Source organism: Tenacibaculum finnmarkense genomovar ulcerans, assembly GCF_900239495.1.
GTDB lineage: Bacteria > Bacteroidota > Bacteroidia > Flavobacteriales > Flavobacteriaceae > Polaribacter > Polaribacter ulcerans.
In genome coordinates, this window is sequence record NZ_OENE01000048.1 from 179,849 (window position 1) to 196,357 (window position 16,509).

Genomic DNA, 16,509 nt, shown 5'->3' on the forward strand with positions numbered 1-16,509 from the left:
AAATAAACACGGTAAATCAGCATGAGAAACTGAAATAAATTCCCTTGACCGATTCAATTTTCTATTTTTAGGCTATAAAACTTTTTTTAAAATTCTAGAAAATAATTAAGCAACATATTTTGTTTTTTTCATGGTACTTAACACCACAAAAGAAGCTAAAAAGAAAACCGCTAAACACAATACAGACCATTGCATAGAATCTGTAATAGCATATAACACACCGTAAACTGATGTTCCTAGAACGATGGCTATTTTTTCGGTAACGTCATAAAAACTAAAATAAGTAGCATGGTCTTGTGTGTCTGGCAATAACTTTGAATATGTAGAGCGTGTTAGTGTTTGTATTGCCCCTTGAACCAAGCCTAATAAACCGCCTAGTCCATAAAAATATATACCAACGTTTTCTTGTGTTTTATCTAACGAAAAGGCAAAGAAACAAACAAGCATCCAAATAATGATAGTTATTTTTAAGGCAGTAATATTACCAAATTTACCTGAGATTCTTGAAAAAATATAAGCCCCAAAAATAGCGATTATCTGCACTAATAAGATCGTTAAAATCATATTAAAAGTAGGTAAATTCAATTCTGATGAACCAAAAATAGCCGCCATTAAAATAATGGTTTGTACACCGATACTTAAAAAGAAAAAAGAGATTAAAAAACGTTTTAATGTTGGGTAATTTAACAGTTCTTTATATACAATTTTCAATTCTCTGTAGCCTTTCCAGATATAATCGTTATCGGGCTGTTTATTGTAAATATCATCGGGTAGTTTTTTAAAGGTAATTTGTGCAAAACCAAGCCACCAAAGCCCCACCATTACAAAAGAAATACGCGATGCCATACCTGTTGTAATACCAAATAAATCAGGCTTTTGAATCAGTATTAAATTGATAATCAATAATATTACAGAACCTACATAGCCATACATAAAACCTTTAGCGCTAGCCTTATCTTGTTGTTCAGGCAAAGCTACTTCGGGTAAATAAGCGTTGTAAAAAACCCAGCTAGCCCAAAAACCAATACTTGCTAAAATGGTGAATAAAATACCAATCCAAACGGTATCTACTCCTTTAAAAAAATACAAAGCGATTACCGATAAACCACCCATCCAACAGAAAAATTTCATGAATTTTTTCTTGCTTCCGGTATAATCGGCAATTCCTGATAAAATAGGCGAAATAAATGCCACTACTAAAAAAGAAAATGACAAGGCATAGCTATATAAACTATCGGGATGTTCCCAATCCATTCCTAAAAAACGAACGGTTTTTCCTTTGGTTACCGCACTATAATATAACGGAAAAACCGCCGTGCTTATTACTAATGAATATACCGAATTTGCCCAATCGTAAAATGCCCAGGCATTAATTAACTTCTTATCTCCTCTTTTATACATATCTTCTTAAAATAAAAAAAACCGCTCATAAAAATGAACGGTTGGCAATATAAATAATTTATGCTGCTATTTTCTTACTGGAACATTATATTTTGCTGCTAATTTTTTTGCTTCTGGTAAAAAAGCCCTAAGTGTTCGAATACGTGTTTGGTTTGAAGGGTGTGTACTCATAAATTCAGCAGGTGCTTTACCTTTTGATATTTGACTCATTCGTACCCAAACCTCAGCTGCTTCGCTACCATTATAGCCTGCCATTAGCATAAAAACCAATCCTAATTTATCGGCTTCTGTTTCATGACTTCTACTAAATGGTAACATTACAAGAGTTTGACTTCCTAAACCATACGCCATATTAAAAAGTTGTGCATTTTTACTATTTGCTGTTCCTAAAGCTACTGCTGCACCACCTAATTGTTGTATTTTTCCTGTTGACATACGCTCTTGTCCGTGTTTAGCAAAAGCATGTGCTACCTCATGCCCCATAACAGCGGCAACGCCATCTTCGTTAGCACAAACTGGTAAAATACCCGTATAAAAAACTACTTTACCTCCTGGCATACACCAAGCATTTAATGTTTTATCTTCTACTAAATTAAATTCCCATCGATATGAATTTGCTTCGGATGTCATTCCGTTGGCTCTCATAAAACGATCTACTGCTGCTGAAATCTTTTTACCAACTCTTTTTATTTGGTTTGATTTTGTAGCGTTTGTAGATAATTTATTTTCCTGCAAAAAACCTTTATATTGTGCAAAACTTGCAGGTAATACTTGCGCATCACTTACAAAATTAAGTCGTTTTCTTCCTGTAATTGGCACCGTACTACATTGTACTAAAAATAGGGCAACAATTCCTAAAGCTATAATTTTTTTCATTTTTAATGTTTTTAGTTGTTTTGGTCATTATATATGACACATTATAAATAATAATGTCACAAAAGTAGGAAACAATTTGTTTGTTTATCTTTACAAATTATATTTTTATATTAAAATAATATCATGAATTTAATAAATATACACCTACTACCTCCAAGCTTAACAATTCCTAAACCTATTATTTTTTTAGCGAAATTTACGCAATTTTTTTCAACACATTTAACGGCTAAGTTTGCGGCACTTCTTTTTAGTACCCCTGTAAAATTTCCAATTCCAAAACGAGAAAAAGTAATGTTGGATAGCGCCCAAAAGAAAACAATTTTTGTAGAAAGTATTGGTAAAAATATTGAAGTTTTATCCTACGGATATTCTCAGAAAAAAGTATTATTGGTACACGGTTGGGCTGGTAGAAGTACCCAGTTATTTATGATAGCTGATAAATTACTAGAACAAGGTTATATGGTTATCTCTTTTGATGGTCCGGCACATGGAAATTCCTCAGGAAAAACCACAGCAATGCCCGAATTTATAGATACCATTACTCTTCTTGACAAGCAATTTGGTCCTTTTGAAGCCGCTGTCGGGCATTCTTTTGGTGGTATGTGTTTATATAATAGTGTTGCTGACGGGTTTAAAATTAATAAATTAGTTACTGTTGGTGCACCTGATCGTATTTCGGAGGTATTGCTTAATTTTTCAAAAAACTTAAACGTAAAACCCCGTATTGCTATTAAAATGAAACAGTTTTTTGATAAAAAATGGCAAGTAGATATTGAACAGCATTCCGCTAGCGTAGTGGCTAAAAAAATTACCATTCCAACATTGGTTGTGCATGATACTGCCGATGGTGATGTATCTGTTAATTGTGCTGTAAATATTCGTAAAAATCTACAAAAAGGAACGCTTTTAATGACCCAAGGATTAGGGCATACCAAAATACTACGCAATAAAAAAGTAACTACTGAAATTGTTAAATTTATTACCAATTAATTGTAAAAAAGCAAATCTGGACGCGATGCTGAAATAAATTCAGCAGGACGTTTAGCTGTTTTGAAAAACACTTTCTTTAAAATAATAGCAATACATAAACAATAATTATACAAAACCCTAGCCCCGATTGTAGCAATTGTTTGAGCTCCTTTTTGTTTTTTCCTTTAAAAAAAATAAAAAGAGCGAGTGCGGAAAGCGGGAAATTGCTTCAAATAATTAAACTATAAAAAACAGCAAAACAATTAATTTTTAAAATTTTCTAAAAAAAATGTTAAAATAACGAGTATAATATTTTAACAGTACACTTATTAATAATATAACCAAAAACTAAAATTACACTATTAACTGTAATTTTTAACCAAAACTATTATTAATTAAATACATTTTTATGAAAAAAATTACACTTTTATTTTTCGCTATGTTGTGTAGTAGTCTTATTTGGGCTCAATCAAAAATTTCAGGAACTATTGTAGATAGCGCCAATCAACCGTTGCCTGGTGCAAATATTATTGAAAAAGGAACTGCTAACGGCGCTAATTCTGATTTTAACGGGGCTTTTAACTTGACCGTTCAAAATAATGCGGTTTTAGTCATTAGTTTTTCGGGGTTTGAAACCCAAGAAATTGCCTTAAAAGGTAAAAAGAATATTAAAATTATTTTAAAAGAAGGTTTAGAGTTAGACGAAGTTGTTATTACAGGTTCGCGAACGCCATCACGAAGTAATACCACAAGTGCTTTACCTATTGATGTGGTGTCTGCTAAAGATTTACAATCTACCGGGCAGGCTACTTTTGATAAAGCTTTACAATATAAAATTCCATCTTTTAATACGGTTCAAACACCTGTTAATGATGCAACTTCTTTATTAGATCCGTATGAAATTAGAAATATGGGACCTAGTAGAACTTTAATTTTAATTAACGGTAAACGTAAAAATTTAAGTTCTTTATTATATACCCAAACTTCGCCAGGACGTGGTGAAACAGGTTCTGATATTTCGGGAATCCCTACCGATGCCATTAAAACAGTACAAGTTCTTAGAGATGGCGCTTCGGCTCAGTATGGTTCTGATGCTATTGCAGGGGTTATTAATATTATTTTAAAAGATGATGCCAAAAATGGTTCAGCAACATTAAGGTCAGGAATTACAGGGCAAGGTGATGGTGAAATGTTGGGTGTAAGCATAAATAATGGAACTACAATTGGTGATGATAAAGGTTTTGTAAACTATACGGCTGATATTTCTAAAACAGCATTATCAAACAGACCTGGTACTGTTGATGCAGCGGGTGAATTTGCCGATTTTTACGACCCCGATGCTCAAAATCCAATTACACTTACCGATGTTCAAAACTATTTAAAAAGACATCCTGATGCGGCTAATATTAATGGATCACCACAGTTAGCGGCTTCTAAATTTTCAATTAACGCAGGATATACACTTAGTGAAACTACCGATATTTATGCCAATGCAGCATACGTGTTTAAAAAAGTAAATTCGTTTGCAAACCACAGAACACCTTATTGGAGAACGTTAGATAAAAAAACAGGCTATCCTTATTTGGCTGATTTTTATCCTGGAAGTCATCCGACAAATGCAGGTGGATATGACGGTTATACCCCAACTTTTGAAGGAGATTTAAGTGATTATAATGCTACAATTGGTTTTAAAACCAAGAAAAATGATTGGAATATTGACGTAAGCTTTACCACGGGAGGGAATTCACAAACTTATAGAGTTAGTGAATCTCATAACAGAAATATTGTCCACTCTGCTTCTACTTGGATTGATGCAAATAAAAATGGAATTGTTGATACTGGCGAAATAACCGAAGGTTCTGAATTATACAGAGCAAATAGTAAAAAGTCTTTTGATCCGGGAGGAACAGCTTTTTCTCATAAAGTAGGAAACATTGATGTTTCAAGAATACTTTCCGATAAAGTAAGTGTTGCTTTTGGTACGGAATTTAGGTCAGAAGAATTTGAAGTAATCGCTGGTGAATTAGGTTCTTATGACGGTGGTGGTGCCGATTCATTTGCAGGAAACAGCCTTGAAAATGCCGGTAAATTTAGCCGTTACAATTTAGGAGGATACGCAAGTTTAGATTACGATGTTAATGAAGATTTTTTACTTAGCGGAACTGCAAGAGTTGAAAACTATTCTGATTTTGGAAGTACTTTTGTATGGAAATTAAGTTCTCGTTATAAATTTTCTGATGATAAATATACCGTAAGAGGTTCGGTTTCTACAGGATTTAGAGCACCTACTTTACATCAAATTTATACACAAAAAGCACAATATAGCTTTGTACCAGGACAAGGAATACAAGTTGGAGGTTTGGTAAATAATGTATCATCGCAAAAAGGATTATTAGGATTGCCTGATTTAACCGCCGAAGAATCTACTAATATAACTGTTGGTATTGGAGCAAAACCTTTTAGAAATTTCTCTTTCACACTAGATTATTACAATATTAAAGTTGACGACAGAGTAATTTTAAGTACCGAAGTAAAACCACCAAACACCCCTACTTTTAGCGGATTATCAGACGTTAGTTTCTTTTTAAACGCTATTGACACTAAAACTTCTGGTTTAGATGTGGTTATTGGTTACAAAAATATTGAAGTTGCTGATGGTAAATTAGGCTTTAACTTATCGGGTAATTACACTATTGAAAACAAGCGAGTTGGCGCAGTTAAAAACCCTGCTTTTGTTACAGCATCAAATCAATCGGTAGTAAATGATACACAAGAAGCCTTATTTTTTACCTCAAGACCGCAAACAAAATGGATTTTAGGAACTACCTACGATATCGGTAAATTCGGAATATCATTAAACAACACTTATTTTGGTAAAACAAAATTTGCACAACAAGGACTGCAAGATTTAGAAGGATTATTTACCAATCTTTCTGATATTCCTGCTGGAGCAGTTTCTGACGGAAGTTCAGATTTAAGAACCGAGTTTATTCCAAAAGTAGTAACCGATTTAGGAATTAATTTTAGCGCAACCGACAGAATTACCATTGCTTTAAACGTAAATAATATTTTAAATGTATTACCAGAATGGAAATTTACAGAAGCAACCCCAACAGGGCAAGCAATTTTAAACGGTGCAGCTGTTAGCAATTCGCCATCAAACTTAATTACCTTTAACCAACGTTATTCTCAAATGACTTATGATGGTTATCATTTTAGTCAATTAGGAACCATGTTTAATTTATCTGTAAATTATCAGTTTTAAACAATTAATATAAAAAATCAACGCAAACTATTAACTCTCATTAATCGTTTATTATTTTGATAGAAAGCCGAAATCGTACTGATTTCGGCTTTCTTATTTTTACTTTATTTTAATTATTAGAAGCTATTTCCCGCTTTGCGCACTCGCTTTTTTTATTTTTTTGAAGAAAAAAAACAAAAAAGAGCTCAAACAATTGCTTCAATCGGGGCTAGGAATTTGTGCTTTTTTTTTAATAATTGTACAAAAAAGATAGATTATATAATTAAAACTTAGACCTCACAGGTTTTAAAAACCTGTGAGGTCTTTTGCCGATATATTTTTTAAGTGAAATTTGTAACAGAAAAATAAGAAATCGAATTTGTCTAAGTATTTTTTTTAAACAAGGAGTTTCAACCCCTTGCCTTTCTATTTTATTTTAACATTACGTTTTTTTAGGCACAAAAAAAATCCTAAGTGAAAACTCAGGATTTTTTTATTTTACTAATAAAATATCTTATTCGTTATGCATAAAACGCTGTTTTGCTAACAACTCTTGATCTGTTTCTACGTTATCGTCATCAGGAACACAACAATCTACTGGGCAAACTGCCGCACATTGTGGCTCTTCATGAAAACCTTTACACTCTGTACATTTATCTGCTACGATAAAATATATTTCATCAGAAATAGGCTCTTGATCGGTATCTGCATTGGCTTTTTGTCCGCTAGGCAATACTAAATCCCCTTTTAAATCAGTACCATCTGCATATTTCCAATCATCAGCGCCTTCATAAATTGCCGTATTCGGACACTCTGGTTCACAGGCTCCACAATTTATACACTCATCTGTTATAATAATAGCCATAATTAATCTATTTCAGTTTTGTAACTTTGCAGTTGCAAAAATAGTTCCAAATTAATTTAGAAACAATATAAATGGATACAATCCAAAACAGAATCGATGCTTTTATTAAATTAGGAGTCTTTTTAGAACAGTTTTCTCATGAGGATATTCAAAAGAAAGAAAACATTCCCCATAACGACTTATTTTTTGATGGTTTTAAACATCAATTAAAAATAGCCGAAGAAAATAATAAATGGTTTACCCGTCAAAATTTATTATTTGCCATAAAAAGTTGGGCAGAAGCTTTATCCGAAGAAAATATTCAGCAATGGATTGCTAACGAAAATTTAGGTAAAAATACGCCTAAAAATGTAGCGATTATTATGGCGGGAAATATTCCGTTGGTTGGTTTTCATGATTTTTTATCAGTATTAATTTCGGGGCATTCGGTTTTGGTAAAACAATCATCAAACGATAAACATTTAATGCCTTTTTTAGCAAAATATTTAGAATATGTTGCACCTCAACTAAAAGGAAAAATCACTTTCACCCAAGAAAAACTAACTGATTTTGATGCCGTTATTGCTACAGGAAGCAATAATACAGCCCGTTATTTTGAATATTATTTTAAAAATAAGCCGAGTATTATTCGAAAAAGTAGAAATTCTGTAGCCGTTTTAACAGGAAACGAAACTGCTGAAGATTTTGAGAATTTAAGCAATGATATTTTTCATTATTTTGGATTGGGTTGTCGTTCGGTTTCAAAATTATTTGTCCCTAAAAATTATGATTTCGAATCATTTTTTAAAGGAATGTACAACAAACAAGATATTATTAACAACGCCAAATACGCCAATAATTACGATTATAACAAAACGGTGTATTTAATGAGCGAGTTTGATATTTTAGAAAATGGTTTTTTAATGATTAAAGAAGACCCAAGCTACACCTCGCCTATTGCCACTATTTTTTATGAATATTACGATACTATTGCCGAGCTGAAAACAAAACTTGAAATCGAAAAAGAAAAAATGCAGTGTATTGTTGCCCGTAATTTTATGGAAAATGAAATTGCTTTTGGGCAAACTCAGCATCCTACATTATCCGATTATGCCGATGGCGTAAATACCTTAGCTTTTTTATCAAAAATTTAAAGTTTAACTTCCTATAAATTTTGCACCTTTGTTAGCTCATAAAAACAACATCAGCCATGAAAAAACATAACTTTAGCGCAGGTCCTTGTATTTTACCTGAAGAAGTTTTACAAAAAGCATCCGAAGCTATTATTAATTTTAATGATGATGATTTATCGTTAGTTGAAATTTCTCACAGAAGTACCTCTTTTGTAAATGTGATTGAAAATGCGCGTAGTTTAGCCTTAGAATTACTAGGTTTAGAAAACAAAGGCTATACGGCATTGTTTTTACAAGGTGGTGCAAGCAATCAGTTTTTAATGACGGCGTATAATTTATTAAACAAAAAAGCGGCGTACTTAAATACTGGAACTTGGAGTTCAAAAGCCATAAAAGAAGCAAAATTATTCGGCGAAATTGTTACCGTTGCTTCATCCGAAGATAAAAACTTTAATTACATTCCTAAAAATTATAGCATTCCTAGCGATGCCGATTATTTTCATTGTACGAGCAATAATACTATTTACGGAACGCAAATGAAAAGTTTCCCGGAAACCGAAGTTCCTTTAATATGTGATATGAGTTCCGATATTTTTTCGCGTGAATTAGATTTTTCAAAATTTGATTTAATTTATGCAGGCGCACAAAAAAACATGGGTCCGGCGGGAACAACGCTTGTTATTGTAAAAGATGATATTTTAGGAAAAGTGGAACGTATTATTCCTTCAATGTTAAATTATCAAACGTTTATCGACAAAGATAGCATGTTTAATACGCCTCCTGTTTTTGCGGTTTATACCTCAATGCTAACCCTAGAATGGTTAAAAAAATTAGGTGGAATTCCGTTTATTGAAAAAGTAAACGAACAAAAATCGGCACTTTTATATGCTGAAATCGATAGAAATCCTTTATTTACAGGAAGTGCCATAAAAGAAGATCGTAGCCATATGAATGCGACCTTTACTATTACATCGAGTATCGCATCCGAAGCTTTAAAAAATAAATTTGATACACTTTGGAGACAAGCAAATATTAATGGTTTAGATGGTCATAGAAGTATTGGCGGATACCGTGCAAGTATGTACAATGCCTTGCCTTTATACAGTGTTCAGGCTTTGGTCGATGTGATGCAAGAACTCGAAAGAACAAGTTAATTATAAAATTACCGATTAATTTATCAATTGAAATTACCAATTAAAAGAAATATACTTTAAATGAAAATATTAGTAAACGACGGAATCTTAGACGGTGGAACAACTACCCTAGAAAATGCAGGATTTGAAGTAATAACAACCAAAGTTGCGCAAGAACAGTTAGACAATTTTATCAATGAAGAGCAAATTAATGTTGTTGTTATTAAAAACAGCACAGAAATTCATGCCGAACTGATCGATAATTGCCCTACCTTAAAACTGATTGCAAACGCAAGCACAACGAACGATAATATTGATGTTGTTTACGCCCAAGAATGTGGTGTGCAAATTATTAATGTTTCAGATGCAAGTGCCAATGCTGTTGCCGAATTGGTTTTTGCACACTTATTAACAATGGCTCGTTTTTTACACCAAGCCAATAGAGAAATGCCTTTAGAAGGTGATACGAGTTTTAATGCTTTAAAGAAACAATTTTCAGCAGGAACTGAAGTTCGTGGAAAAACTCTAGGGATTATAGGAATGAGTACCGAAGGGCAACAGGTAGCAAAACTTGCCTTAGGTTTAGGGATGAAAGTTATTGCCTACGATGTTGAATTTGGTGATTCAATTACAATTCCTATTGAATTTTACAACGGGCAGGCTATTGACATTGAAATCGATTTTACCTCAGCTGATGACTTATTAAAAGAAGCTGATTTTATTACGGTACATTTAGCATCCGAAGAAAATCATGTTATTGGTGTTAAAGAGTTTGAAAAAATGAAAAAAGGTGTTGGTTTTATCAACGTTTCCCAAAGTGGTTTGGTCGATGAAATTGCCCTTGTAAATGCTATTGAAAGTGGAAAAGTACAGTATGCTGGTTTAGATACTTTTGAAAATCAGCCTACGCCAGAGATTCAATTATTAATGAATCCTGAGCTGTCTTTAAGCCCTAATATCGCTTCTTTTACCGTAGAATCACAGCATAAAATAGGAACGGAATTGGCAAATAAAATTATTAATTCATTACACGTATAAATTTAAATTATTAATGGCAATTGTAAAACCGTTTAAAGCTGTTAGAGCTACTAGAGACAAGGTGGGGTTGGTTTCGTCAAAATCGTATGAAATTTATAGCCCAGAAATGTTAAATGCTAAATTAGCGTTTAATCCTTATACATTTTTACATGTTTTAAACCCTGGTTATAAATATCATAAACAAGATATTACAGGCGAACAACGCTTTAAATTGGTACACAATCGGTATTTAGAATTTAAAGATGATGGTATTTTTACCAAAGATAAGGTTGCGGGGTTTTATATTTATCAAAAAACAACCGCAACGGCATCTTTTTGTGGTATTATTGCAGCAACTTCTGTGGATGATTATCATAATAATGTCATTAAAAAACACGAAGGAACGCTTCAGGAAAGAGAGTTATTATTTGAAAATTATTTAAAAAATACGGGGTTTAATACCGAACCTGTATTGCTTACTTATCCTGATAATAGTGTTATTACCGCTATTATTAAAAAATATAAAGCAACTAGAGCCGAATATGAATTTTCAACCACCGATAAAGAGCATCATTTGTTATGGCTGGTTGATAATAAAGAGGATATTGCACAAATAACCACTGCTTTTCAAGCAATCGATACCTTGTATATAGCCGATGGGCATCATCGGTCTACCTCTGCTTGTTTATTGGCTAAAAACTTAGCCAAAGAAAACCCGAATCATACAGGAAATGAAAAATATAACTTTTTTATGAGTTATTTATTGCCTGAAAGTCAATTGAGTATTTATGAATTTAATCGATTTATTACTGATTTAAACGGCCTAACTCCTGAAGAATTTTTAATTGAATTAGATACTTTTTTTAGAATAGAAAACAGGGGACAAGAATTATACAAACCCAAAGAAAAGCATCAATTTAGCATGTATTTAAATGGCGAATTTTATGCCTTAAATTTACGCTTATCAAGATATAAATTTACAGATGCTTTAAGTAAATTAGATGCGCAAGTTTTATATACTACTGTTTTAAAACCTATTTTAGGCATCGATGATATTCGAAATGCGTCTAAAATTTTATATTCTCAAGATAAATCGGATGGTTTAGAATTAAAAACAAAAGTTGATAGCGGTAAATTTAAAGTTTCCTTCGGAATGCTACCAACCGCTATTAATGAGCTTAAGCAAATTGTAGATGCCGATATGTTAATGCCACCAAAAACAACCTATATAGAGCCTAAGTTAAGAAGTGCTTTAACTATTTACGAGTTTTAGCCCATTAAAAAACATCAAAATAATAGCAAGAAATATCTTGAAAAAACAATAAAATGACAGGAATTAAAGAAAATCTTATCGAAATAAAAAAAACAATTCCAGCAAATGTAACTTTAGTTGCTGTTTCAAAAACCAAGCCTATTGCCGATATTCAAGAAGCTTACGATGCTGGGCAACGAATATTTGGTGAGAATAAAATTCAAGAAATGGCGGCAAAATTTGATGCGTTGCCAAAAGACATCGAATGGCATATGATTGGGCATTTACAAAGTAACAAAGTTAAATATATGGCGCATTTTGTAAATTTAATTCATGGTGTTGACAGCTTTAAAACCTTAAAAGAAATTAACAAACAAGCAAAAAAACACGACCGTGTAATTAATTGTTTATTACAAGCTCGTATTGCCAAGGAAGAAACAAAATTTGGCTTGTCATTTTTAGATATTGACACTATTATTTCATCCGAAGAACTTTTAGCTCTTCAAAATATAAAGATTGTAGGCTTTATGGGAATGGCTACTTTTACCCAAAACCAAGAACAATTAACGGATGAATTTACAGCTTTAGCACACTTTTTCAACCAAAGTAAAAAACAACATACTGATTTAAAAATATTATCAATGGGAATGAGTGGTGATTATCAGCTAGCTATAAAAAATGGCAGTACTATGGTGCGAATTGGTAGCGCTATTTTTGGCGTTCGAAATTATATTGTTTAGTTTTACATTTATCAGTTTAAAAAAAAAGATTTGTACGCAATTTTAGATATTGAAACCACAGGAGGAAAATTTAACGAAGAAGGTATTACAGAAATTGCCATTCATAAATTTGACGGTCATCAAGTTGTTGACCAGTTTATTAGTTTGGTTAATCCTGAACGAGAAATACAAGAGTTTGTTGTTAAATTAACAGGGATTAACAGTAATATGCTTCGCAATGCTCCTAAATTTTATGAGGTAGCAAAACGCATTCTTGAAATTACAGAAGACTGTATTATTATAGCACATAATGCGAGTTTTGATTATCGAATTTTACGCACAGAATTTGACCGCTTAGGATATGATTACCAAAGAAATACCCTTTGTACGGTTGCCCTTAGTAAAAAGCTAATTCCGGAAGCACCTTCACATAGTTTAGGTAAATTATGTAGGTTTATCGGTATTCCAATGAGCGACAGACATAGAGCCAATGGTGATGCCTTGGCAACCATACAATTGTTCAAATTGTTACTAGAAAAAGATACGGATAAAAGTATTATTCAGAAATCTATAAAATATGCCGATAACAGGCACGTAAAACAACGTTATTTAAAAATTTTAGATAAATTACCCGAAAAAGAAGGGCTTTTTTATGTGCATAGTGAACAAGGTGTTATTATTTTTATCGGTAGGGGTAAAAATATAAAACATGAAGTAAATAAACTTCTTTTAAAAGACAGTCCTAAAGGGCTAAAAATAATAAAAAGAATACACGAAATTACCTATCAAGAAACAGGGAATTTACTTTTTACCCGCTTAAAATATCATTTAGAACTGCTTAAATTAAAACCTAAGTATAATGTTATCCGTAAGCCAAAAATTTCTACTAAAAACTTTAATCACGATAATTTATTAGTGATTGATAAAGGAAGAACTCCTGAAGAAAATGCCGTTATTTTAATTGAAAATAATATGGTTGTAGGCTATACATATACCAGTTTGGCTTTTCAAGAAAATCAATTGGCTATTTTAAAACCCATGCTAACACCTATTGAAAATACGGAATTAGCGAAAACGATTATTAAAAATTATTTACTTAAAAATAAGGTATCAAAAATAGTACGATTAGCCGTTGAAAATCAATAAAAACCATTAAAATCGTTAAAACTGTTAAAAAAAAACACTTGAAAAAAAACATTAAAAACTGGAAAGAAACTCTTCATGAAGTAATTTATGAAGCCGATACCTCAGGTGGTAAATTATTTGATATCGTTTTATTAATTGCCATACTTGCGAGTATTTTACTAGTGATGCTCGAAAGTGTGGAAAGTATTAATGCAAAACACGGAACGCTTTTAAATATTTCTGAATGGATTATTACAGGGTTATTTTCAATCGAATATATTGCTCGAATTGTTTCGATAAAAAAACCATCGAAATATATTTTTAGTTTCTATGGAATTATTGATTTACTGTCAACTTTACCAAAATATTTGGCAATTTTCTTTACAGGAACACACAGTTTAGTCGCTTTAAGAGCCTTGCGATTGCTACGGGTTTTTAGAATTTTAAAACTCGCTCGCTTTGTTGGAGAGTCTAATAATTTTATGAAAGCCTTAAAAGCAAGCAGAACAAAAATTACCGTTTTCTTATTTTTTGTATTGATTTTATGCGTTATTTTAGGAACTATTATGTACTTAATTGAAGGCGGAGAAAACGGTTTTACAAGCATTCCTCGAAGCGTTTACTGGGCGGTAGTAACCTTAACCACGGTTGGTTATGGCGACATTGCGCCACACACACCTTTTGGGCAGTTTGTAGCGAGTATTATTATGATTTTAGGATACGGAATTATTGCCGTTCCCACAGGAATTGTAAGTGCTGAAATGGTCAAAGTAAACGAGCTTGATTTAAACACACAATCATGCCCAAACTGTTCGTATGAAGGGCATGATGATGATGCACTTTTTTGCAATCACTGCGGAAATAAATTACACGATTAAATTTACACAATTAAAATGAAAAACACCCTAATTACCATTGTTGGTGCTACGGCAATCGGAAAAACAGCATTAAGTATAAAACTTGCACAGCATTTTAATTGCAGTATTATTTCTTGTGATTCTCGTCAGTTTTTTAAAGAAATGAGCATCGGAACTGCGGTTCCTTCTTCGGAAGAATTGGAAGCTGCACCACATCATTTTATTCAAAATAGAAGTGTTTTTGAAGAATATTCTGTCGGACAATTTGAAAAAGATGCACTCGCTAAATTAGACGAATTGTTTACTGAAAATCCTGTGCAAATTATGGTTGGCGGTAGCGGATTATATATTGATGCCGTTTTAAAAGGCTTAGATTATTTTCCTGAAGTTGATGCTAGTATCAGAGAAAAACTAACCAAAGAGCTTGAAGAAAATGGCATCGAAAAACTTCAAGAACAACTCAAAGAACTCGATATTGAAACTTATAATACTATTACGATTGATAATCCGCATCGGGTAATGCGTGCTTTAGAGGTTTGTATTGGTTCGGGCAAAACATACAGTTCTTTTAAAAACAAACCCAAAGCGCCTCGTAATTTTGAAGTTATCAAAATCGGTTTAACTGCCGACAGACAAATTATGTACGACCGAATTAATAAACGTGTTGATATTATGTTAGAAAACGGTTTGCTTGAAGAGGCTAAAAAAATGCAAGCTCATAAAGGTTTAACCGCTTTAAAAACTGTTGGATATCGCGAATTATTTGAATATTTTGAAGGGAATTTTACCAAAGAATTTGCCATTGAAGAAATTAAGAAAAATACCCGCCGTTTTGCAAAACGACAAGGAACTTGGTTTCGTAGAGATACCCAAATTAATTGGTTCGATTTTCAAGATGATATTCAACAAATTATTACTTGTTTAGAAGATAAAATATAAACTATTTTTAACAGATGCATCAACAATTAAAAGACTTACAATTACAATATGAAGGCTTTTTAAAAACACCTTTTCTATGGAATGGAAAAGGTGTTTTTGGTTTACAGCAATTTGAAATAAATGCTACAAAAACAGCTTCTTTTTTAGTAGAAATTACAAAAATCCCACGCTTAGGAAAATTAGTGGAACGTTTTGTTTCTTTTGAATTTAAACAAGATAAACGCCTTCAAATTATTGCCGAAAATATTCAAATTCAACAAGAAAAAATTACCCTTGGCGAATTAGATTGCTTGCTTTTAAAAGATGAAAAACCAATTCATGTAGAAATTATCTATAAGTTTTATTTGTATGATATTTCAGCCAGTAATACAGAAATTGAACGCTGGATTGGTCCTAATAAAAAAGATTCTTTGGTTCAAAAATTAACCAAACTTAAAGAAAAACAACTGCCACTGCTCTATTCTAAACAATGTGAAAACTACTTAAAAACACTAAATTTAGAAGCTAAAAATCTGGAACAACAACTTTATTTTAAAGCACAGTTATTTGTTCCTTTGAATGATTTTAAGCAAGAACATCACAAAGAAAATATTAAATTTCCGCTAATTAATAATGATTGTATTATTGGTTTTTATGTTACTTTACAGCAATTAAATCAATTTAAAGATTATAAATTTTATATTCCAACAAAACATAATTGGCTCGTACAGCCTCACAGCAATACAAACTGGTTAAATTTTAATGATTTTATCACAAATCTTCAACCACTTTTAAACCAAGAAAGAGCGCCACTTTGTTGGTTGAAAAAGTCAAATGGTGAATTGTTGAAGTTTTTTGTTATTTGGTGGTAACTTGTTCTTTTAATAGCAAAAATAATGTTTTGTGTAAGAAACCCTAGCCCCGATTGAAGCTTTGTTTGAGCTCTTTTTTTGATTTTTCTTCAAAAAAAAGCGAGTGCGGAAAGCGGGAAATTGCTTCAAATAATAAACAAATAAATTAC

The 16,509-nt window shown here is 32.2% G+C and carries 14 protein-coding genes; 11 read left to right on the forward strand and 3 right to left on the reverse strand.

Annotated elements, in window-relative coordinates:
* Positions 1-105: 105 nt before the first annotated feature.
* Together DPIF8902391_RS11195 and DPIF8902391_RS11200 are read right to left on the reverse strand one after the other, a co-directional pair.
* The gene (locus DPIF8902391_RS11195; protein WP_058885225.1) at positions 106-1,401 is read right to left on the reverse strand and encodes an MFS transporter; all 1,296 of its coding nucleotides are present in this window, start codon (positions 1,399-1,401) and stop codon (positions 106-108) included.
* A gap of 66 nt (positions 1,402-1,467) precedes the next feature.
* Positions 1,468-2,277 (reverse strand): M48 family metallopeptidase, encoded by an 810-nt coding sequence (locus DPIF8902391_RS11200; RefSeq protein WP_058885226.1) that lies wholly within the window; start codon positions 2,275-2,277, stop codon positions 1,468-1,470.
* 123 nt (positions 2,278-2,400) lie between these two features.
* Here DPIF8902391_RS11200 and DPIF8902391_RS11205 point away from each other — a divergent pair, with 123 nt between their 5' ends.
* The gene (locus DPIF8902391_RS11205) at positions 2,401-3,267 is read left to right on the forward strand and encodes an alpha/beta fold hydrolase (protein ID WP_172505870.1); all 867 of its coding nucleotides are present in this window, start codon (positions 2,401-2,403) and stop codon (positions 3,265-3,267) included.
* A 388-nt stretch (positions 3,268-3,655) separates the two neighbouring features.
* A complete protein-coding gene (locus tag DPIF8902391_RS11210) occupies positions 3,656-6,511 on the forward strand; it encodes a TonB-dependent receptor (protein WP_058885229.1) in 2,856 nt (951 codons plus the stop codon).
* 493 nt (positions 6,512-7,004) lie between these two features.
* Here the strand turns inward: DPIF8902391_RS11210 and DPIF8902391_RS11215 are convergent, their stop codons facing one another.
* Entirely contained in the window at positions 7,005-7,355 is a 351-nt protein-coding gene (locus DPIF8902391_RS11215) for a 4Fe-4S binding protein (RefSeq protein WP_172505871.1), read from the reverse strand.
* Between the two features lie 71 nt (positions 7,356-7,426).
* Here DPIF8902391_RS11215 and DPIF8902391_RS11220 point away from each other — a divergent pair, with 71 nt between their 5' ends.
* Genes DPIF8902391_RS11220 through DPIF8902391_RS11260 form a run of 9 tightly spaced genes read left to right on the forward strand, consistent with a single transcriptional unit; the run spans position 7,427 to position 16,360 of the window.
* Positions 7,427-8,488 carry an acyl-CoA reductase gene (locus DPIF8902391_RS11220; protein ID WP_172505872.1) on the forward strand — a complete coding sequence of 354 codons (1,062 nt, stop codon included), beginning with the start codon at positions 7,427-7,429 and terminating at the stop codon, positions 8,486-8,488.
* Between the two features lie 56 nt (positions 8,489-8,544).
* Positions 8,545-9,621, forward strand: a complete 1,077-nt coding sequence (serC, locus tag DPIF8902391_RS11225) for a 3-phosphoserine/phosphohydroxythreonine transaminase (protein ID WP_172505873.1) — start codon at positions 8,545-8,547, stop codon at positions 9,619-9,621.
* A 60-nt stretch (positions 9,622-9,681) separates the two neighbouring features.
* Positions 9,682-10,638 carry an NAD(P)-dependent oxidoreductase gene (locus DPIF8902391_RS11230; RefSeq protein WP_058885233.1) on the forward strand — a complete coding sequence of 319 codons (957 nt, stop codon included), beginning with the start codon at positions 9,682-9,684 and terminating at the stop codon, positions 10,636-10,638.
* A gap of 13 nt (positions 10,639-10,651) precedes the next feature.
* The gene (locus DPIF8902391_RS11235; RefSeq protein WP_058885234.1) at positions 10,652-11,890 is read left to right on the forward strand and encodes a DUF1015 domain-containing protein; all 1,239 of its coding nucleotides are present in this window, start codon (positions 10,652-10,654) and stop codon (positions 11,888-11,890) included.
* Positions 11,891-11,943: 53 nt separating this feature from the next.
* Positions 11,944-12,609, forward strand: coding sequence for a YggS family pyridoxal phosphate-dependent enzyme (locus DPIF8902391_RS11240; RefSeq protein WP_058885235.1), 666 nt, complete (start codon positions 11,944-11,946; stop codon positions 12,607-12,609).
* 30 nt (positions 12,610-12,639) lie between these two features.
* Positions 12,640-13,734: an exonuclease domain-containing protein gene (locus DPIF8902391_RS11245; RefSeq protein ID WP_058885236.1), complete on the forward strand. Its 1,095-nt coding sequence runs from the start codon at positions 12,640-12,642 to the stop codon at positions 13,732-13,734.
* Positions 13,735-13,772: 38 nt separating this feature from the next.
* Positions 13,773-14,591: an ion transporter gene (locus DPIF8902391_RS11250; RefSeq protein ID WP_172505874.1), complete on the forward strand. Its 819-nt coding sequence runs from the start codon at positions 13,773-13,775 to the stop codon at positions 14,589-14,591.
* A 15-nt stretch (positions 14,592-14,606) separates the two neighbouring features.
* Positions 14,607-15,509, forward strand: coding sequence for a tRNA (adenosine(37)-N6)-dimethylallyltransferase MiaA (gene miaA / locus DPIF8902391_RS11255; protein ID WP_172505875.1), 903 nt, complete (start codon positions 14,607-14,609; stop codon positions 15,507-15,509).
* Between the two features lie 14 nt (positions 15,510-15,523).
* The gene (locus tag DPIF8902391_RS11260; RefSeq protein ID WP_172505876.1) at positions 15,524-16,360 is read left to right on the forward strand and encodes a DUF1853 family protein; all 837 of its coding nucleotides are present in this window, start codon (positions 15,524-15,526) and stop codon (positions 16,358-16,360) included.
* Positions 16,361-16,509: the final 149 nt, after the last annotated feature.

Coding starts and splice junctions, on each gene's coding strand:
- DPIF8902391_RS11195 (WP_058885225.1), bottom strand. CDS start 1,401: ATGTATAAAAGAGGAGATAAGAAGTTAATTAATGCCTGGGCATTTTAC.
- DPIF8902391_RS11200 (WP_058885226.1), bottom strand. CDS start 2,277: ATGAAAAAAATTATAGCTTTAGGAATTGTTGCCCTATTTTTAGTACAA.
- DPIF8902391_RS11205 (WP_172505870.1), top strand. CDS start 2,401: ATGAATTTAATAAATATACACCTACTACCTCCAAGCTTAACAATTCCT.
- DPIF8902391_RS11210 (WP_058885229.1), top strand. CDS start 3,656: ATGAAAAAAATTACACTTTTATTTTTCGCTATGTTGTGTAGTAGTCTT.
- DPIF8902391_RS11215 (WP_172505871.1), bottom strand. CDS start 7,355: ATGGCTATTATTATAACAGATGAGTGTATAAATTGTGGAGCCTGTGAA.
- DPIF8902391_RS11220 (WP_172505872.1), top strand. CDS start 7,427: ATGGATACAATCCAAAACAGAATCGATGCTTTTATTAAATTAGGAGTC.
- serC (WP_172505873.1), top strand. CDS start 8,545: ATGAAAAAACATAACTTTAGCGCAGGTCCTTGTATTTTACCTGAAGAA.
- DPIF8902391_RS11230 (WP_058885233.1), top strand. CDS start 9,682: ATGAAAATATTAGTAAACGACGGAATCTTAGACGGTGGAACAACTACC.
- DPIF8902391_RS11235 (WP_058885234.1), top strand. CDS start 10,652: ATGGCAATTGTAAAACCGTTTAAAGCTGTTAGAGCTACTAGAGACAAG.
- DPIF8902391_RS11240 (WP_058885235.1), top strand. CDS start 11,944: ATGACAGGAATTAAAGAAAATCTTATCGAAATAAAAAAAACAATTCCA.
- miaA (WP_172505875.1), top strand. CDS start 14,607: ATGAAAAACACCCTAATTACCATTGTTGGTGCTACGGCAATCGGAAAA.
- DPIF8902391_RS11260 (WP_172505876.1), top strand. CDS start 15,524: ATGCATCAACAATTAAAAGACTTACAATTACAATATGAAGGCTTTTTA.